This is a genomic window from Myroides sp. 1354, assembly GCF_030324495.1.
Taxonomy (GTDB): Bacteria; Bacteroidota; Bacteroidia; order Flavobacteriales; family Flavobacteriaceae; genus Flavobacterium.
In genome coordinates this window covers 36,197-53,779 of sequence record NZ_JACAGN010000019.1, presented here as the reverse complement: position 1 = coordinate 53,779, position 17,583 = coordinate 36,197, and the positions used below count along the sequence as shown (strand labels likewise).

Annotated in this window: 22 protein-coding genes and 1 tRNA gene; 8 read left to right on the top strand and 15 right to left on the bottom strand. The window is 33.8% G+C overall.

Annotated features, from left to right (window positions below; all coding sequences use genetic code 11):
* Positions 1-139 precede the first annotated feature (139 nt).
* Positions 140-934, bottom strand: a complete 795-nt coding sequence (locus HX004_RS15705; protein WP_286443578.1) for a hypothetical protein — start codon at positions 932-934, stop codon at positions 140-142.
* A 251-nt stretch (positions 935-1,185) separates the two neighbouring features.
* Here HX004_RS15705 and HX004_RS15700 point away from each other — a divergent pair, with 251 nt between their 5' ends.
* A complete protein-coding gene (locus tag HX004_RS15700) occupies positions 1,186-1,386 on the top strand; it encodes a DUF5808 domain-containing protein (protein WP_286443577.1) in 201 nt (66 codons plus the stop codon).
* A gap of 78 nt (positions 1,387-1,464) precedes the next feature.
* Here the strand turns inward: HX004_RS15700 and HX004_RS15695 are convergent, their stop codons facing one another.
* The 10 genes from HX004_RS15695 to HX004_RS15650 all read right to left on the bottom strand — a co-directional run bounded on the left by HX004_RS15695 (position 1,465) and on the right by HX004_RS15650 (position 8,868).
* Entirely contained in the window at positions 1,465-1,938 is a 474-nt protein-coding gene (locus HX004_RS15695) for a hypothetical protein (protein ID WP_286443575.1), read from the bottom strand.
* A gap of 115 nt (positions 1,939-2,053) precedes the next feature.
* Positions 2,054-2,524 carry a lipocalin family protein gene (locus HX004_RS15690; protein WP_286443573.1) on the bottom strand — a complete coding sequence of 157 codons (471 nt, stop codon included), beginning with the start codon at positions 2,522-2,524 and terminating at the stop codon, positions 2,054-2,056.
* Positions 2,525-2,625: 101 nt separating this feature from the next.
* The gene (locus HX004_RS15685; RefSeq protein WP_286443571.1) at positions 2,626-3,618 is read right to left on the bottom strand and encodes a phosphotransferase; all 993 of its coding nucleotides are present in this window, start codon (positions 3,616-3,618) and stop codon (positions 2,626-2,628) included.
* Between the two features lie 47 nt (positions 3,619-3,665).
* On the bottom strand, positions 3,666-4,337 hold the full coding sequence (locus HX004_RS15680) for a DUF4328 domain-containing protein (protein WP_286443569.1): 672 nt from the start codon (positions 4,335-4,337) through the stop codon (positions 3,666-3,668).
* Between the two features lie 91 nt (positions 4,338-4,428).
* Complete coding sequence (locus tag HX004_RS15675; RefSeq protein ID WP_286443568.1) at positions 4,429-5,034, bottom strand: SMI1/KNR4 family protein; 606 nt, start codon at positions 5,032-5,034, stop codon at positions 4,429-4,431.
* A gap of 381 nt (positions 5,035-5,415) precedes the next feature.
* Positions 5,416-5,739 (bottom strand): hypothetical protein, encoded by a 324-nt coding sequence (locus HX004_RS15670; RefSeq protein ID WP_286443567.1) that lies wholly within the window; start codon positions 5,737-5,739, stop codon positions 5,416-5,418.
* A complete protein-coding gene (locus tag HX004_RS15665) occupies positions 5,723-6,202 on the bottom strand; it encodes a hypothetical protein (RefSeq protein ID WP_286443565.1) in 480 nt (159 codons plus the stop codon). The genes HX004_RS15670 and HX004_RS15665 overlap by 17 nt, the downstream gene beginning before the upstream one ends.
* Before the next feature lie 211 nt (positions 6,203-6,413).
* A complete protein-coding gene (locus HX004_RS15660) occupies positions 6,414-7,433 on the bottom strand; it encodes a hypothetical protein (RefSeq protein WP_286443563.1) in 1,020 nt (339 codons plus the stop codon).
* Positions 7,426-7,914 carry an XF1762 family protein gene (locus HX004_RS15655; protein ID WP_286443561.1) on the bottom strand — a complete coding sequence of 163 codons (489 nt, stop codon included), beginning with the start codon at positions 7,912-7,914 and terminating at the stop codon, positions 7,426-7,428. The genes HX004_RS15660 and HX004_RS15655 overlap by 8 nt, the downstream gene beginning before the upstream one ends.
* Positions 7,915-8,783: 869 nt before the next feature.
* Positions 8,784-8,868: transfer RNA gene (locus HX004_RS15650), tRNA-Ser, on the bottom strand.
* A gap of 231 nt (positions 8,869-9,099) precedes the next feature.
* Here HX004_RS15650 and HX004_RS15645 point away from each other — a divergent pair.
* A complete protein-coding gene (locus HX004_RS15645) occupies positions 9,100-10,044 on the top strand; it encodes a hypothetical protein (protein WP_286443559.1) in 945 nt (314 codons plus the stop codon).
* A 41-nt stretch (positions 10,045-10,085) separates the two neighbouring features.
* Positions 10,086-10,424: an avidin-fold protein gene (locus HX004_RS15640; protein ID WP_286443557.1), complete on the top strand. Its 339-nt coding sequence runs from the start codon at positions 10,086-10,088 to the stop codon at positions 10,422-10,424.
* A 76-nt stretch (positions 10,425-10,500) separates the two neighbouring features.
* Here the strand turns inward: HX004_RS15640 and HX004_RS15635 are convergent, their stop codons facing one another.
* The 4 genes from HX004_RS15635 to HX004_RS15620 all read right to left on the bottom strand — a co-directional run bounded on the left by HX004_RS15635 (position 10,501) and on the right by HX004_RS15620 (position 13,306).
* The gene (locus tag HX004_RS15635) at positions 10,501-10,968 is read right to left on the bottom strand and encodes an RES family NAD+ phosphorylase (RefSeq protein ID WP_286443555.1); all 468 of its coding nucleotides are present in this window, start codon (positions 10,966-10,968) and stop codon (positions 10,501-10,503) included.
* Positions 10,968-11,519 (bottom strand): Xre family toxin-antitoxin system antitoxin, encoded by a 552-nt coding sequence (locus HX004_RS15630; RefSeq protein WP_286443553.1) that lies wholly within the window; start codon positions 11,517-11,519, stop codon positions 10,968-10,970. Before HX004_RS15630 ends, HX004_RS15635 begins: the two co-directional genes overlap by 1 nt.
* 208 nt (positions 11,520-11,727) lie before the next feature.
* Entirely contained in the window at positions 11,728-12,750 is a 1,023-nt protein-coding gene (locus HX004_RS15625; protein ID WP_286443551.1) for a quinone-dependent dihydroorotate dehydrogenase, read from the bottom strand.
* Between the two features lie 175 nt (positions 12,751-12,925).
* Entirely contained in the window at positions 12,926-13,306 is a 381-nt protein-coding gene (locus HX004_RS15620; RefSeq protein ID WP_286443550.1) for a DoxX family protein, read from the bottom strand.
* Positions 13,307-13,471: 165 nt separating this feature from the next.
* Here HX004_RS15620 and HX004_RS15615 point away from each other — a divergent pair, with 165 nt between their 5' ends.
* The 5 genes from HX004_RS15615 to rplT all read left to right on the top strand — a co-directional run bounded on the left by HX004_RS15615 (position 13,472) and on the right by rplT (position 17,233).
* Positions 13,472-13,834, top strand: a complete 363-nt coding sequence (locus HX004_RS15615) for a winged helix-turn-helix transcriptional regulator (protein WP_286443548.1) — start codon at positions 13,472-13,474, stop codon at positions 13,832-13,834.
* A 117-nt stretch (positions 13,835-13,951) separates the two neighbouring features.
* Complete coding sequence (thrS, locus tag HX004_RS15610; RefSeq protein WP_286443546.1) at positions 13,952-15,904, top strand: threonine--tRNA ligase; 1,953 nt, start codon at positions 13,952-13,954, stop codon at positions 15,902-15,904.
* Positions 15,905-16,006: 102 nt separating this feature from the next.
* Positions 16,007-16,513, top strand: coding sequence for a translation initiation factor IF-3 (gene infC / locus HX004_RS15605; protein ID WP_158960577.1), 507 nt, complete (start codon positions 16,007-16,009; stop codon positions 16,511-16,513).
* A 63-nt stretch (positions 16,514-16,576) separates the two neighbouring features.
* The gene (gene rpmI / locus HX004_RS15600; RefSeq protein ID WP_002991327.1) at positions 16,577-16,774 is read left to right on the top strand and encodes a 50S ribosomal protein L35; all 198 of its coding nucleotides are present in this window, start codon (positions 16,577-16,579) and stop codon (positions 16,772-16,774) included.
* Between the two features lie 114 nt (positions 16,775-16,888).
* Positions 16,889-17,233, top strand: a complete 345-nt coding sequence (rplT, locus tag HX004_RS15595) for a 50S ribosomal protein L20 (RefSeq protein ID WP_002991328.1) — start codon at positions 16,889-16,891, stop codon at positions 17,231-17,233.
* Positions 17,234-17,583 lie beyond the last annotated feature (350 nt).

Here is a 17,583-nt window from a genome sequence, read left to right as displayed (position 1 = left end):
TTGGGTTTTGTTCTTTGACCCGAAGATTTTGCTGAAAAATGACATAGATGATAGGAGATTTAGGTTATAGATGAAGTTAATCTGTTGGTGTAAATAAGTGAAAGACAAACCGTGCAATCAATCTAATGGAAAGACCATATTATTTTCCAAATAATCGTTGCCAAAAACCTTTTTTCTTTTCAGGCACAATATTTTCAGGAGTGATTACTACGCGTTCTGTTTTTTCGAGAATTTCGTTGTCGTTTAAATCTTGATTACCCTCTAATTCCCTTAGTTGCTCAAACATGGCCTCTTGATATAATAATGCACCTTCTGGCTCACAATTGAATAAATTGGAATAACAAGTGGATTCATTGAGATCCATTGGATTGGGTTCAATTACCTCTGTAGCTTCTAGAAGACCGAGATTGTTTTCCTTTGCTGCAGTTAGTGCTTTTAGAAAAACGTTGATTCGGTTATGAGAGTAAAAATCATCTAACTCCTTTTTTACCTCTTCCTTCGATTGATAGTCATCTAGGAGCTGTACCACATTAGCTGCAGTCATATAAACGCCAGAACTGTAGTTCTCAACAAAACTGTTTACGATTGGATTAGGCACTTTTACTTGTAAAATATCTTCCCAAGGCGTGGTATATGCTTTAAACTGAGGTTTATCTTGAATTAAAAACGAAAAAGCAGAACCACGAGTGTAAAAAAACGTTCTGAAAAAACCCTGTATCACCGCAATATAATAGCCGTGTGTTTTATCAAAATAATCCGTAGGAGCCGTTTGTTTAGCCACGTTGATGGTATCGACGTATTTTTCAACGTAGAATTCGTCTATTTCATGCTCTTGTGTTCGTTTTTCAATGATTGATTCGTCTTCTAATGCATCGAAATACCAAGTTTTTATTTCTTGTTCGCTTATCGGGTGGTAACTGATATCATATCCCATAGTTGTGTTGTTTTGTGTTCTTGAAAGATCCTTTTTTCGTATAGGGCGATAAACCACGTATTTATATCGATAAAAAGACTTAGGCTAAGATAATTAACATTTAGTTTCAAAAAAATAAAATAAAAGGAAATTAGAGCATGGAATAGAAGATATTTTACTGTATTTTAAAATAAATGTACAGTTTATCAATGAAGTAAGAAATAAAAATAGTACCTTCTCAAGGTGCATTAAAGAGTTCAAAATAAAACAGTATGAGTAGCCCAAATTTTAACGATTCTTCCCATTGGAAATGGGGGATATTTTATTTCAACCCTCAGGATAAACGTTTGATTGTGCCCAAGCGAGTAGAAAGTTTAGGGTTAACGATTAATTTCGCTAATCCTTGGTCTATTTTGTTTATTTTGGTTCTGATTCTGCTCATTTTTGCCACCGAACGATATCTGCGTCAATAGAAAAGGGGAGACACTTGCTAGTACTTCGATTCAGAAACCGTTTTAGAGAAAAGATTTCTAAATTAGGATGTTCAATTATTACTTAATTTCAGTTGCTTCACCCATTCCTGCAAAGATAGCCTTGGAAAAATCTAACTGTTCGTCAGTAAGGACAGTATCATCTACTACAATAGCTACATTGACAACCGTATGGTTGGCTCCTTTTTGTAAAGGTTGCTCTCTAAATCGACCACCTACTATGAGATAATTTGCTTTTGCAACAGCAGTAGATTCCGATTCGCTATATTCAAAGGGTTGATCAAGCTTTACTACATAGTATTCACTGCCATCGGAACCGTTTAATTGCTGGATGATTTCACCCTGTACTTCCTTTCCTTCTTTAGCATAATCTGCTAAACCAGGTTCTCCTTCAATGGAATTTAGCTTGATTCTATAGGTATCCGTTTGTGTCCTATCTGCCGTTGTTGGTTCCATTGGTGTATTGTTTTCCTTCTTTTTTGCGCAACCCATAAAAAGAAGGGTGCTGCATAATATAATTGTCAGTTTTTTCATTGTTATTTATTTTTAATGGATATTAACCTTGTTTTGAGGATTATCGTAGGTTTACGTTGTATCATACAATTTCCTATTCTTGATTGGTCTGTGTAAGAAACGTTCAATCCTTTTTCTATTTTATTCTTTTACAGCTAATCTCTGTATATTTAATCGCATTATTTTTCTCATTTAAAGGATTAGGTAGAGAAGTCATAAAAGTGAATTCATCCTCAGTCAAATGGGTGATGAGCATTTCTTCTTTTACCCCCATATCGTCTATCGTATGGATCGTATGATCTTGAATCGTATACTTTAAACGAATAATTTCTTCTAGGCAATTGCCATTTTCATCTTTACCAATATATGTCAAAATCTCGATTTGATCTGTGGTAAAAATCCAAGTTAGGTTCCCACACCCAAATTCATCCTTGGGAGTTGTCTCGGTTAAAAACTTGGCTTCTCGATCGTAAAGCTTAGCCGAGGTGAGTTCCCATCTTCCTACTACCTCCGATAGTTTATCGATTTTCGTTTCTTTTTGCTCTTTACAACTATGGAGTCCCAATGCGAATGTGACTAGAAGTAAAAGGGGAAATATCTTTTTCATGGTTATTTAATTTAAAAATAAACCTCGCTTAGAAAAATTTAAATGAGGTTGTATCATTTCGTTTTTATGTTACAATTGTGGTTGTACAACAATTACACCATTTAGCAGTGATTCTTTTTTTGTTCATAATAGTCCAACCAATTTTTGATTCTTCCCACAAACATCTTGAGGTAGTTTGCTGTGAGGAAAATATTGGACCAATCAAATCGTTGTGCTTGAACACCAAGATAGAATACAAAAATTGAAGCGCCAGCTTCAGGAATTAAATCGAGTTCTTCTTTCGATAGGTTTCTTTCTTTTTTATAACCGTTTAAGAAACTTTCGACTTTTGTTTCATATTCCTTTTTATCTGCTTCAATGAAAAATAATTGTTTGCAAAAATATCCAATATCTAATATCAAACAACCATTTCCACAATTATCAAAGTCAAATAGGGTAATTTTGTTTACATTATTCACACTCAAATTATCATACCAAATATCAAGGTGAACAATACCTTTTTTATCTTCGGATAAAACTGTTTTTTCAAAACGCGTTGTTATTTTCGAGGAGATTTGTTTTAAATATTTCATTTCATTCAAATCATCGGAAAAAAATAAGTTTAGTTTATCATAAGCTTTATTCAGAAGAACATCAGCGTTGTAGTTTATTCTATTAATTATTTTTGTAGCTGTGATAGTATGAATTTTCGCCATGATTGAACCAATTGCAAAACAAGTTTCATTGGTCATGAAACGCATTTTTTCACCTTCTGCAAAGGTAAATAGCACGATATGTCGCAAACCTTCTGGAGCAACTATATCTTGAATTAAATTTCCATTTTTATCGGAAATTGGAGTTGAAATGGAAAGTTTATGTGCATTGAGTAATTCGAGAAGCTTTAATTCTTCTTGAATTTCGGCTTTTGTTCTCCAATTGTGACAGTAAACTCTAACCACATACGTTGTATCTGCATTAGATAAAAAATACGTGTGATTTACCCCAGTTCTGAATAATTTGCATTCAAAATTTTCTGCTAATTGATAGTTTTCTTTTATAAAATTTCCTAACGCTTTTTCTGATAAAGTTGATGCTGTTACGGGGAAAGTGGTCATTTTTTACTGTTGTTTTATTATTGTTGTAATGGAAACGTATTGTTGTGTTAATCGTTTATAGGCTCTTCCTCATTTTTTACTAACAAAGGTTCAACTGCCGCATAGTTTGTAATAACTTTGATCGTAAGTAGAGCTAGTAATATGCCTATACTATTGTTTGCCATACTTGCTACTGTTGTTGTTGTCAATTCATCAATAGCTTCGGCCCGCTGGGCATAACGAAGAACAAATTGCCCAAAGGCATTATTCAAAAGCCAAAAGGCCCACCATAAGCCTAAAAGATTGGTATTCAAATTTTGAATAGAAGGAATCCCTTTTTTTGTCAATACTACTTTTGTTTCCTCATACAATTCTTTCATAATCAAGTAAGGTCTAAATAAGCAAAGAATAGGAACAAACCAACTACCTGCTGCCCAACCTTCTGCATGGGATAAATTAGATACTTTTTGATGTAAATTGTAATATGCACGTCTGAACCATTGAATGAAGGTTATTATAGAAACAATATAAGCAAAGATATAGAGTAAGCCAATGATTTGTTCTCTAGTATCATTTGCACTGATTTCTTCTACTGTAATTTCTCTCCCAATTACTAGATTTTGAAGTAAGTCGTATTGAAAATAGCTCGAAATGAAAGATATAATATCTAGTGCTAACATTATCCATAGCAATAGAATTGCATTTTTTGCTCTTTGTCCGTTAGGTTTTAATTTTGTCATATTTTTTTGTTAGTATACGATGACTAGTATCGTTTCGATTTTTTTTTTTTACTTCTTAGATTTCTTTGCTGTTTAACATTGGTAGGAATACTTATCTTTCAATAGACTCTTCGTTGATGAAATTGAATTTATTATCTATTAATTGTTGCAAATACGCATCAAAGTTTTCGGCAATAACTAGAAATTCATCGGGATCATGAACAAACCTTACAATTTGACCTAGCTGCCCCTTTTTTGAGGGACTAAAGTCTATAAATAGTTGAGATGTTCCTCCGTTATTCATACAATCAGAAAAATGCAACCATTTGACTTCTTCACTTTTATCTGTTATTTTTTCATCTATATCTTCATCGCCATAGACTCTATCAATATAATCTGCATAATACGCTGAAGCAATCGTTTGATTTTTAATCATTTCTTCTGCGGATAGTAGATAATAGGGATACCCATTCAGATCTGAACCTAAAAAGTATAAGGTTATTTCTTCTCCTTTGTATTCGTTATAGTAAGTTCCATCAACAAAGCTAAGTAGTTCAAGTAAACTTTTTGGGATGAAAGGAAATATTCTTTTTAACTCTTCTATGGATTCAGCGGATACCCCGTGTTTTATCGTTTCGAAGTGCTTCCAAATCTCACCTCCATTGTAAGTAATGTAAGCGTCGCGAAGCCCATTTATATAATTTTCAACTATACCCATGTTTTTGAAGTATGAAATTCAGTTTGCACTATTTTTTAAAATAAAGAGCTAAAATAATAACATTATGTTACATAATCTAGTTTGTTTTAGTGAAGCTTACAAGTGCATCTTGCCTTTTGGGTAACTAGAAAAAAAAACCGATAACGAGCGTTATCGGTTTTTGTTGAGAAAGAGGGTTAGTCTCTTTTATGCCGTATGCTTTATAAATAGGGGTGTTCACTTTTTTGGATTGTAGTAAGCACCTAATTACGAAAGTTTTGGGCTATGATTGGAATTTTTTGATTCAAAACCAAATATACTATTTAATAGTTGATTTTTAGTTAAGATTAATTGGTTATTTTATAGAAACCCTTAAAGCATAGTTTATGTTATTCCAATACATTACAAGTCGAAATTTTCTAATAAAATATTATCTATATCAATATATTTTATTTCTATATTTCTACTTTTAGATTTTTTTATCTCAAATTTTACCCACTCAGATTTATCAATATCTTTAGTGTTAACTACAATAAGAACATCAGCTATTTCGAGCTTTTTAATTACTTTTTCTTGAGGATGTAAAAGGTCATCATTATGAAGTAAATCAATATAGACATCTCCATATTTTGAAAATATTTTATAGATTTTTTCTAGAGTTTTTTTATCGACATTTTCATTTCTAGTTGTATATGAAACAAATATATTCTTAGAATAATCCGACATAATGGCAAAATATAATTACTAGGTTTAAAAAAATTATAGCTGGATAAAAGGCAGAAGATACATTAAAAATCGATCTCTTTAGTCTTGAATTATTATCACGGCTATTTGGTAAAGTAAATTCTTCTTTAACCTTATCAGTAATAATATTAAGTTTTGATACATTTCTATTCTTTAATTTTTCAAAATGGCTATCCATCTTTTCACGAAGCTTTTCTTGATAATAATATGTAAAACTATCAAGAAACCAAAAGAACATGGAAATTATTAATGGAGTTATTAAAATAGAATAATCTAATCCTTCACCACTTATTTTATAAATGATTGGTGTCGCTATTCCTAAAATAGTGAAATAGAATTTTTTAAATTCTAAACTTGATGATGAAAATCTACTAGTTGCATTGTGAAGCTGTTCTATAATTTTCCAATCTATTTCGTCTTCAAACGATTTTTTATATTCTGACATAATGATATTTATATTACTGTTGGCATTTCATGGTTTTATGAAGTAATGAGGATCGAAAGAAAAAGTGTCAATTCTACACACTTAAAATGAAAAGTTTATTATTCTGTCAACTTTATGAAAAATTTTATATACTTAGTTTTTATGAGAGATAACTAGATTTTAATCTTAAGAGAAAATATCCATTTTGAACTCTATTGTTATGTGATTTTTTCTATTTTTTATTGTACGAAGCTAGAAGTATAGAAGATACTATAAATATCCCAATTAAATAAATTACTGTTGCCCAGTTGATTGTACATTCACAGCAAAAAATATTTTCAAGTTGTGTTGTTTTATCCTTTATTAACCAAGTTAAAGCTATTAACAACGTTGACAATACACCAAATTTAATAGGTCTAATAATATTCATCTTTTTAATTACATGTATATGATTTTCGTATTCTTTAATGAATTTAACATCGTTTTCATCATTCTTTAAATAAAATGATAAATATGATTTTTCTTTAAAGGAATCTAGATATTTTGTTGTTATTGGTATTTTTATTTTATCATATGGAACTGTAACACTATAATCAGGAGTTAAAATAACATTTAAATCTGTTGTTGAGCTTTCGATTGTTAAATTGGATTTAGCATTATTTGGATTCGCTATTGATAAGAAGAGAGAGTAATCTGTCCCTTGAGTTAAAGGATAGCTATATGAATGGTTAATAGCATTGTAGATTAAGTTAATTTCTGTGTCTGAATTTGATACAAGTTTATCTATTTTATAAAATATTTTATCAGGAAAATGTGATTTTACTTTTTCAATAATATCCTTCCATATAATTTTTTTTGCATAAACCTTAGAAAAATTATAAAAAAACTTATTATCATCAAAAATGATATTTGATAAATTTATTACTTCACAAAAATCTTGTAATTCAAAATAATAATGATAAATTTCTGTTTCTTCATCATATTCAAAATTTTTAATAATAGCTTTTCTTATTGGAATATATTCAGGATCAGAATGTTTTGTAATTTTAAATACAATAATTACCTCTTTATTTATAAGCTTTTTACTAGTGATACAATCAGTATTTGAATCAGATTGTACAATCCATTTTTTTTGATATCGAAAATGCTCTATAGACTTATTAGGTTTAACTAATACTCTATATATGTCCGCTTTATATAATTCACGAGCATCAGAGCTTACAGCTATGTATGTTGGTTCATTATTACTCATATACAAATTCCCATCTATATTTTTTATGTTGGTAAATTACTAAATTATCTCTTTCAATACCATCCAATTTAGATTTATTTTTCCAATTATTATGTGGTTTTACCTCTGCAACTTGTTCCCAACCAGCACCTTTAAGAGAAGCTCCACTTTCATAATCTAATGTATAAGTAATAATTTTTTTACCTCCCATTGTTTGCCATATTTTAGCACAATTAGATAGTAGAAAACTTGCAGTACCTAAAGGAGCTTCATTATTAACGCATAATCTAGTTATTTCAAGTGTATAACCATCCATATATGTAGCTGAAACTGGATTTGCACAAATAGCTACCCCTACTAGTTCATTATTTAATTTATTAATAACTGAAATTGCCCATTTACCACAATTTTTTGTAGTTGGTCTGTGATGTCGATGATATTTACTTATGAAAATATTAGCTTCTTTGATTGTGATAGGTTTTGTCTGTAAAATCTTAGCCATATACTGTTTCTGAAAATATTACATAATATTGTCATTTTATAAAATAAACACAAGATATTTGAGTAAAATAACATCTATTCGTGTATTTTTGTTAAATTTTACGCTATTAGTGTTTTGTATATCCATGTCATAAAAAAATCTGACAGCTAAATAACTAAACAATATTATTATCATCAAACATATACTAATTTTCTTAATCTTTATTACAAAAATCCGTAAACCACTCAATATTTTGAGTCTATCTACTATTTCACCATAAAAACAACGACTTCGGAGTAGTTTTCCAGCCCTCTGCAAGAGCAAGTAGTTTTGGTGGCACGAATGTAATTTCGAGTGCCTCAAAACATAACTTGCTGTTACTTTTCGATAACTTTTTCAACTTATTTACACTATGTTTTATCTAATGTAAATACTGTTTATATACCTATAAGTACGCCCAATAACCCGAAAATCTATTTCAAAAGATACAATGATTGCATATCCCAAAGAAAACGTAGGAGCGAATGGCAATTCGTCCAATAACCTGAAAATCTATTTCAAAAGAACAAGGGATTATATATCCCAAAGAAAACGTAGGGGCGAATGGCAATTCGCCCAATAACCCGAAAATTTATTTCAAAAGAACAAGGATTGTATATCCCAAGGAAAACGTAGGGGCGAATGGCAATTCGCCCTATAACATGAAAATCTATTTCAAAAGACAAAAGGGATTACATATCCCCAAGAGGATAAATAGACACAAAGAAAACCAATACTTCGTTGCACTCCGTATTGTCATTTTTTTATACCCTAAAATTAGGCTGAGAGTAAAACTCTCCCTAATTTTTGGGCATAAAAAAACCGATAACTCCCGTTATCGGTTTTCTTTGCGGAGAAAGAGGGATTCGAACCCCCGGACCTGTTACAGTCAACAGTTTTCAAGACTGCCGCAATCGACCACTCTGCCATTTCTCCAGTAGTCTGCTTTACTTCTGTATTGCGAGTGCAAATATAGGATAATTTGTATGTAATACAAGGGGTTTCAGAAGGTATTTACTGCTTTTTTTAGTAAAAAAATGTAAGTGTTTTATTCTCTGTGTTTTACTTGAGTGTTTTTTTTGATTTTAATTGAGGTGTTGCTTTAAGAAGCAAAGAAAAAGAAAGATTCACAAATTAAAAGTATATTTATCTCGCAAAGACATTAGTATGAAAAAGAATACCCAACCCGAAATCTACTATAGTGAGTATGGTGTTAGTTTAGCAAGTCCTCGTGCTTTCTTTTGTGATAACTCCAGTTTTGGTAGTTTTGTCTACGACTTTGAAGAAGAAAAGAAGTACCTCCTTTCCAAGGATCCCAAAGCAAGTGAAACAGTATCTCTATCCGCTGATGGAAAATGGGTGCTCACTATTGATACCACCTTTGACACCCGCAAGCGGTTTATTCGCCTTGTGGAAGTAGAAACCCAAACAGAACAAATGGCAACAAAGGTTGCTTTTGGATATGAAGCGCTATTTTCTCCTGTAGAAGATTGGATAGTCATAAGAGGAGATGTCAAGAAAAGAGAGAAAGTGTTTATTTACAACTGGAAAACAGAAGAGATGGTGCATACTTTTCCAGGAGCTCATCCACTTTCTTACGGTCACTTGAATGAGGAGCTACAAGCTTTTGTTTTACCGAATCCCAGAAAAAAAGCAGAAGTCTTTCACTTCGATTTTCAAACAGGGGAAGGACAAGTTGTCGCATTGCCTTCCAGGCGATTGATTCACCGTGTGTCTCTAGTCGGAAAGGAAGCGTATTTTTATATCGATGGAGATTATATCGCAACCTTGCATAAGGCAGGTGAAGTAATTTGGCAAGTGAAACTCGATTTCGATTCTTCCCTCTACTATGCTCCTGACTACTTTATCTGGGAAGGAAAGGTGTATTTTTCTTATGTATACGATATTGTTGTGGAAGGAAAAGAGGAAAGGCAACCTTGTTTTTATGCTATTGATTTGGAAAAGGGAAGTTTAGATACAATTGTCATTTCCAATGAGAAAATATTTGGTGCATTTTTACCTTTTCTAGGCAATCAAGTGATAAATAAATTTGGAGAATGCATCGATTTACAGACATTAGAATCTAGTCGATTAAGTGCTGCGATCTTTTAAACATCTTTTAGGTGTAATGTATATTTTTAAATAAGAAAATCATGATCAACTACAACAATAAAATATTTAGAGCAGCAACAAACACACCTAATGGAGAGACCTCTAGTGAGACGGTGTTTTATTACAAACAAGAAGGGAATATCTTAACCGCGTCTTACCAAGGTGGGAAGATTGTCTGTGGGCATTTACTCGGGCTTGTAAATGAAAGCGGAGAAATTGACATGCGATATCATCAAATTAATGATAAAGGAGAATTGATGACGGGTATATGTCAGTCAAAACCTGAAGTCTTAGCTAATGGTAAGATTCGCTTACACGAAGTATGGGAATGGACTTCAGGCGATCGATCAAAAGGGACGTCCATGCTTGAAGAAGAATAGCACCTAAACATAAAAAAATCCGTCCATCGGCGGATTTTATTTTAAATGCATTTGTTTCTTAGGGTTGAAGGAGAAATTAGTGTCGATCTAATTTCAAGCGTTCATCAATGGGAAGTTCTAAAAACTCAATAATTTCTATCTGTCCAAAGTTTTTATAAAGTGGATTGAGTACAAAATTATGTTCTAGAGGTACCAGCGTAGAAGGTACCTTTAAACCTAAAAAGTTTCTGTCTTTTGCGCGTGCCGTAAACAAAGCTGTTGTTTTAGTAGAATAGGGGTATTGCTTCCAGTTTTCTGGTAATTCTTTCAATTCCTCGATAATTAACGTGTCAGGGATTTCAATTTTAGCCACAACAATATGTTGCGGTAGATTCGCAATATTTTCTGAGTGTACGTAATATTCCAATAAAGCTAAAGCAATATTTTCCGAGCAATATACCGCTCGCGTGCCAATTTCATTCCATCGACCTCCAACTTTTTCAGCACCTATTCCCGAAAGTGTTGCCTCTTTGTACTTCACATTGGCTACTCGATACACCACCATTAGCTATAAACATTGTATTGAATTCGCGCAATCTCATTTTCTACAATATCAAAACCAAAACTACTGTCTAAGAGTTCGAAAGGCTTTTTGTTACCCAACGCTTTAGATGGTGTTAAAAGCCAATTTTTAAATTGCTCGAGGCTATCAAAAACAGCAGTCCCAATTCCAAATAACCTCGAGATTTCGTAAATTCTCTCCGAAGTTTGTGGATCGTACAACTCTTTTTTTTGCATACTGCTAATGGAAGTAGGAAGGATAAACTCAAATTCCTTTTCCGTAGCGTCAATGGAGGCGATTAATTCTTTCCATTCTACCTTTTTTACCCCTGTTCTAATTTTGGAGATGAGTTCTAATTTATAATCAGGAGAATCTTTGGGATGTATAACTACCCAAGCAGGTGAGAATTTTTCTAAAGAAGTAGATTTTTTAGTAGTTGTTCTTTGAGAACCACTATTTTTAATTGTCTTTTCAGAAGAGCGAACCCCCAACTTCTTAGCTGGTGTATTAGCTAGATTCTTCTTGTCAGAAACGGGTTTGTTTACTGTCTTCATAGTATTTAAATTGTATTTTTACAATGGGGTATGTGTAAATTTACAATTTCTATACGAGGATTCCTAATTTTTGTTGTTTGGTGAGAGGGTGAGATTTTCATCCAAAGAATGTACCTTCTTATTTCAGTAAAAACTTCTGATAACAGATCACCGATAACAGATCACAGATAACCAATACACAAAAAAATCCGCCCACAGGCGGATTTTCTTATTTATATTGTTCCAATATCTTTTTGTTGATCGCTTTAATCAAAGCTGGACCCTCATAAATAAATCCAGTGTATAACTGAATTAAAGAAGCACCGGCTTCTAATTTCTCTATGGCATCTTCTGGTGAGTGAATTCCCCCCACACCGATGATAGGGAAAGCTCGGTTACTCTTATCTGCTAAGAAGCGAATCACTTCCGTACTGCGTTGGGTTAGCGGTTTTCCACTTAATCCTCCCGTTTCAACCTTTTTTTCGGATTGTAAACCTTCTCGACTAATGGTTGTATTGGTTGCAATGACACCAGCAATTTTCGTCTCGGCTACGATGTCGATAATATCTAATAATTGACTATCTGTCAAATCTGGAGCAATTTTCAGGAGAATCGGTTTACTTTTTGGCTTGCCGTTGTTTTTCGTTTGCAACGCATTCAACAATGCCGTAAGAGGCTCTTTATCCTGTAATGCTCTTAAGTTTGGTGTATTTGGGGAACTTACATTCACTACGAAATAATCCACATAAGGGAATAGTGCGTCAAAACAAATCTCGTAATCGTCAATCGCTTGTTCGTTTGGTGTTACTTTGTTTTTACCGATATTTCCACCGATTAAAGTACCTTTATTTTTCTTTAAACGCTCAATCGCCTGATCAATTCCTCCATTGTTGAATCCCATGCGGTTGATTAAAGCATTGTCTTCCACTAAGCGGAATAAACGCTTTTTGGGATTTCCCTCTTGGGCTTTAGGCGTAATCGTTCCGATTTCAATAAAACCAAAACCGAAATTCTCCAATTCGCTGTACAATTTTGCATCTTTATCCAAACCAGCCGCTAATCCAACTGGATTTTTAAACGTTAATCCGAACACTTCGCGTTCCAATCGCTTGTCATTTACTTGAAATTTTGAGCGAATCATGGCTGATACACCTGGAATTTTGTTGATGAATTTCAACGAGTTAAACGTAAAATGATGTGCCTTTTCAGGATCTAAAGAAAAGAAAAACGGTTTGAGAATACTCTTGTACATAAAATGTGTGTGTTGCGTTGTAAAATACCCTGCGAAAGTACACTTTTTGTTATAAATTTTGAAACCTTCTGCAAAGAATACTTCTATCGTTTCTCGAATTTTCCTTTTTTATCAATAAATAGGGGCGATTTGGGTCGTGTTAATGTACAGGAACTCGATTTAGTGAACGACTGCATTAACTTTTACTAGTTGTTGAGGTATTTAACGATAAGGGAAGAAAGTAGTAAGAAAGTGCCAATAAAACGCCTGCGATTAACATGGGAACTAAAGAACTGATTCCTTCACCCACGGCGAGGTGGGCAATAGCTGCCGCAACGATATTAATGGTAAATCCAGCATAAGCAAATCCTTTGATCACACGTGGTAAAAAGGGAAGAAGTAGGGCTAGGACACCAAGTATTTTAGCAATTCCCAGCTCAACGCGGAAATAATCGGGATATCCTAAATAGACAAAAGCCTCCTTAAAAGTAGGATCTGTGAAATAGCTATAAGCGCTGAATAACATAAAAAGACTGAATAAACTGGTTGATATCCAGTAGATTATTTTTTTGTTCATGGTTTTTGTTTTTGATTTGTGAGACAAAGTTAGGACGATTAAAAGGAGAAATAGATAAAGCTAACCAATAGGTAAGTGGTTACTTTTTGGTAACTAATTTGGAAGGAGGGGAGCTATATCGACAATATGTTGTATCTTTACCTCTAGCGCAATTACAGAGTAAGTATGAAGGAACAACAAGCACAGTGTAAAACCAATGTAATGGGGATTAAGGACAGTATGTCTATTTTAAGTGGGAAGTGGAAGTTACATATTTTGGGAACCTTGTTGATGCACGATAGATTGCGCTTTATGGAACTTCAACGCATCTTAGGGGGTATTTCAGCCAAAGTACTCAGTAAAGAATTACGCGATTTAGAGCTTAATCAATTGGTTGTTCGAACGGAGCTTGATGGTGCTGTTGTAGCCGTCGAATACGCCATTTCTCCCTTTGGAATAACGCTGACACCCGTCATCCAATCTTTGGCCAATTGGGGAAATACCTATCGGCAAGAGATTATCCAACAAATGGAAAAAAACAAAGGTTGATAAACCAAGTAAGAGCGAATGACCTATTTTCAAAGAAAAGCATGTAAAAGCGGATAAAATGTATTGTTATTATTCGCTAAAACTTGTATCTTTGCAACTCATTTTTTAAAAATAATTATGATAAAAATTACATTACCAGACGGATCAGTGAAAGAGTTTGCCTCAGGGGTAACTCCTTTCGATGTTGCTAAAAGTATAAGTGAAGGTTTAGCAAGAAATATTATTTCTGCCAACTTCAATGGTACCACCATCGAAACCACCACTGCTTTGACCACGGACGGTAGTCTAGTTTTATATTCATGGAATGATGCAGAAGGAAAGAAGGCATTTTGGCACTCATCTTCTCACGTAATGGCGCAAGCTTTATTGGAATTATTCCCAGGTATCAAGTTAACAATCGGTCCAGCAATTGAAAACGGATTCTACTATGATGTGGATTTCATGGATCACAAAGTTACGGATGCTGATTTTAAGAGAATTGAAGATAAATTTTTAGATATCGCTAGAGGGAAACACGAGTTTTCTATGCGTTCTGCTTCTAAAGCAGAGGCTTTAGCCATGTATAAAAAAGAAGAAAACCCATATAAAGTAGAACTAATTGAAAACCTAGAAGACGGTACAATTACGTTCTGTGATCATGATACCTTTACAGATTTATGTCGCGGAGGACATATTCCGAATACGGGAATCATCAAAGCGTTTAAAATTTTGTCTATCGCTGGTGCATACTGGAGAGGAGATGAGAAAAACAAACAGCTAACACGTGTGTATGGTATTTCATTCCCAAAACAAAAAGATCTAACGGATTATTTAGCTTTACTAGAAGAAGCTAAAAAACGCGATCACCGTAAATTAGGAAAAGAATTAGAATTATTTACGTTCTCTCAAAAAGTAGGACAAGGGTTGCCTTTATGGTTGCCAAAAGGAGCTGCTTTGAGAGATCGCTTAGAATATTTCTTGCGTAAAGCACAGAAAAAAGCAGGATATGAGCAAGTAGTAACACCACATATCGGACAAAAAGAGTTGTATGTTACTTCAGGTCATTATGCAAAATACGGAGCAGACAGCTTCCAACCGATTCACACACCAGTAGAAGGGGAAGAGTTCTTGTTAAAGCCAATGAACTGTCCGCACCACTGTGAAATTTACAACGCAAGACCTTGGTCATACAAGGATTTACCGAAGCGTTTTGCTGAGTTCGGAACGGTTTATCGTTATGAGCAATCAGGAGAATTACACGGATTAACACGTGTACGTGGATTTACGCAAGATGATGCGCATATTTTCTGTACACCCGATCAATTGGATGAAGAGTTCAAAAAAGTAATTGACTTGGTATTGTATGTTTTCGGATCTTTAGGATTTGAGAACTTCACAGCTCAAGTATCCGTTCGCGATTTAACGAATCCTGATAAATATATCGGATCAGTTGAGAACTGGGAAAAAGCAGAGCAAGCGATTATCAATGCAGCTAAAGATAAAGGATTAAACTACGTGATTGAAAGTGGAGAAGCTGCTTTCTACGGGCCGAAGTTAGACTTTATGGTGAAGGATGCATTGGGAAGAAGTTGGCAGTTGGGAACGATCCAGGTAGATTACAATTTACCAGAGCGTTTTGAGTTGACTTACAAAGGATCGGATAACGAATTACACCGACCAGTGATGATTCACAGAGCACCTTTCGGATCAATGGAGCGTTTTATTGCTATTTTATTGGAACATACCGGTGGAAATTTCCCACTTTGGTTGATGCCAGAGCAAGCTATAATCCTGTCTTTGAGCGAGAAGTATGAAAAATATGCGAAAAAAGTTTTAGATTTGCTAGAAAATGACGAAATTCGCGCGGTCGTAGATAACAGAAATGAAACGATTGGAAAGAAAATCCGTGAAGCAGAGGTACAAAAATTCCCTTATATGCTGATTGTAGGAGAGGAAGAAGAGAAAAACGGTACGATTTCTGTGCGTAAACACGGAGATGCTGGAAAGTCAAATCAAACGATGAAAATTGAAGAATTTGTTGCTTTAGTAAAACAAGAAGTAAATTCGTCAATGAAACAATTTGGAGAATAAAACAAATGATGTATAACGCTTGTAGAACCAAGCATTAAAATTTTTAAAGCCATAGCAGTAAGACAAAGAGGAGGATTTAGACCTCGCGAAGAGAAGAAGGATTTGCATCGAGTAAACAACGCAATCCGTGTTCCTGAAGTTCGACTTGTTGGAGACAATGTCGAAACGGGTGTATATAAACTAGCTGACGCTTTGCGTTTAGCTGAAGAGCAAGAATTAGATTTAGTGGAGATTTCTCCCAATGCAGAGCCGCCCGTTTGTAAAGTAATTGATTACAAAAAATTCCTTTACGAGCAAAAGAAGCGCGAGAAAATGTTGAAAGCTAAATCAACGCAAATTACCGTAAAGGAAATTCGTTTTGGTCCTCAAACTGATGAGCATGACTATGAGTTTAAGAAAAAGAATGCAGAAAAGTTCTTAAAAGAAGGAGCTAAATTAAAAGCATTCGTATTCTTTAAAGGTCGTTCTATCATCTATAAAGATCAAGGACAAATTTTGTTACTGAGATTAGCGCAGGATTTAGAAGAATACGGAAAGGTAGAGTCTATGCCTGTATTGGAAGGAAAACGTATGACGATGTTCATCGCTCCTAAAAAGAAGACAAAGTAATTCTTTCACTCGAAAAGAATAAAAATAGAATTAAGTAAGATAATCATAATACCTAGGAACAAAATGCCTAAAATGAAAACTAAATCTAGTGCTAAGAAGCGTTTCAAGCTAACAGGTACTGGAAGAATCAAAAGAAAACACGCTTTCAAAAGTCACATTTTGACTAAAAAATCTAAAAAGCGTAAATTAGCTTTAACTCACTCTACTTTAGTATCTAAAGCAGATGAGCACAGCATCAAAGATCAATTAAGATTAATCTAATTCTAGGAAACTAGAACTAGATTCGGTTAAATTTATTTAATAACCCTGGAGTGGCGCTTAGTAATTTAGAAGAACTTGTAAAAGTCGCCCACTACAAAAAACACTTGTAAAGAAATGGCAAGATCAGTAAACTCAGTAGCTTCAAGAGCAAGAAGAAAAAGAATTTTGAAGCAAGCCAAAGGTTACTTTGGAAGACGTAAAAACGTTTGGACAGTAGCTAAAAACGCGGTAGAAAAAGCAATGCTTTATGCTTACCGTGATAGAAAACAAAAGAAAAGAAACTTCCGTTCTCTTTGGATTATGCGTATCAACGCTGGTGCAAGATTACACGGATTAAGCTATTCTGTATTCATCGGTAAATTGAAAGCTAATAACATCGAATTGAACCGTAAAGTTCTTGCAGATTTAGCTACAAATCACCCTGAAGCTTTCGCAGCTATCGTTAATAAAGTAAAATAAGAAACGTTTGTCAAATCAGATTAGTCTTACTTAATATAATAAAAAGCCCTACTTACGAGTAGGGCTTTTTTTGTTAGCAGTTATCAGTTATCAGTTATCAGCTAACTGTTATCGGTTGATTTTTCTAAAATAAAATGATGTTTTCTTTCAACAAATCTCATCATTTATCTCACCTATTTTATCTTTATTTTTGAGTTCGATAAATCTATCTCACCGAGTTTATATTTTGTTTTGGTGTTCGATGAATATATCTCACCGAGTTTATATTTTGTTTTGGTATTCGATGAATCTTCACTTCGTTTCGATTTGCACTTCGTTTCGATTTGCACTTCGTTTCGATTTGCACTGCG

Bases quoted from the DNA above. Each gene is read 5' to 3' on its own strand.
- HX004_RS15705 (WP_286443578.1), bottom strand. From the start codon at position 934: ATGGGATATGATATCAGTTACCACCCGATAAGCGAACAAGAAATAAAA.
- HX004_RS15700 (WP_286443577.1), top strand. From the start codon at position 1,186: ATGAGTAGCCCAAATTTTAACGATTCTTCCCATTGGAAATGGGGGATA.
- HX004_RS15695 (WP_286443575.1), bottom strand. From the start codon at position 1,938: ATGAAAAAACTGACAATTATATTATGCAGCACCCTTCTTTTTATGGGT.
- HX004_RS15690 (WP_286443573.1), bottom strand. From the start codon at position 2,524: ATGAAAAAGATATTTCCCCTTTTACTTCTAGTCACATTCGCATTGGGA.
- HX004_RS15685 (WP_286443571.1), bottom strand. From the start codon at position 3,618: ATGACCACTTTCCCCGTAACAGCATCAACTTTATCAGAAAAAGCGTTA.
- HX004_RS15680 (WP_286443569.1), bottom strand. From the start codon at position 4,337: ATGACAAAATTAAAACCTAACGGACAAAGAGCAAAAAATGCAATTCTA.
- HX004_RS15675 (WP_286443568.1), bottom strand. From the start codon at position 5,034: ATGGGTATAGTTGAAAATTATATAAATGGGCTTCGCGACGCTTACATT.
- HX004_RS15670 (WP_286443567.1), bottom strand. From the start codon at position 5,739: ATGTCGGATTATTCTAAGAATATATTTGTTTCATATACAACTAGAAAT.
- HX004_RS15665 (WP_286443565.1), bottom strand. From the start codon at position 6,202: ATGTCAGAATATAAAAAATCGTTTGAAGACGAAATAGATTGGAAAATT.
- HX004_RS15660 (WP_286443563.1), bottom strand. From the start codon at position 7,433: ATGAGTAATAATGAACCAACATACATAGCTGTAAGCTCTGATGCTCGT.
- HX004_RS15655 (WP_286443561.1), bottom strand. From the start codon at position 7,914: ATGGCTAAGATTTTACAGACAAAACCTATCACAATCAAAGAAGCTAAT.
- HX004_RS15645 (WP_286443559.1), top strand. From the start codon at position 9,100: ATGAAAAAGAATACCCAACCCGAAATCTACTATAGTGAGTATGGTGTT.
- HX004_RS15640 (WP_286443557.1), top strand. From the start codon at position 10,086: ATGATCAACTACAACAATAAAATATTTAGAGCAGCAACAAACACACCT.
- HX004_RS15635 (WP_286443555.1), bottom strand. From the start codon at position 10,968: ATGGTGGTGTATCGAGTAGCCAATGTGAAGTACAAAGAGGCAACACTT.
- HX004_RS15630 (WP_286443553.1), bottom strand. From the start codon at position 11,519: ATGAAGACAGTAAACAAACCCGTTTCTGACAAGAAGAATCTAGCTAAT.
- HX004_RS15625 (WP_286443551.1), bottom strand. From the start codon at position 12,750: ATGTACAAGAGTATTCTCAAACCGTTTTTCTTTTCTTTAGATCCTGAA.
- HX004_RS15620 (WP_286443550.1), bottom strand. From the start codon at position 13,306: ATGAACAAAAAAATAATCTACTGGATATCAACCAGTTTATTCAGTCTT.
- HX004_RS15615 (WP_286443548.1), top strand. From the start codon at position 13,472: ATGAAGGAACAACAAGCACAGTGTAAAACCAATGTAATGGGGATTAAG.
- thrS (WP_286443546.1), top strand. From the start codon at position 13,952: ATGATAAAAATTACATTACCAGACGGATCAGTGAAAGAGTTTGCCTCA.
- rpmI (WP_002991327.1), top strand. From the start codon at position 16,577: ATGCCTAAAATGAAAACTAAATCTAGTGCTAAGAAGCGTTTCAAGCTA.
- rplT (WP_002991328.1), top strand. From the start codon at position 16,889: ATGGCAAGATCAGTAAACTCAGTAGCTTCAAGAGCAAGAAGAAAAAGA.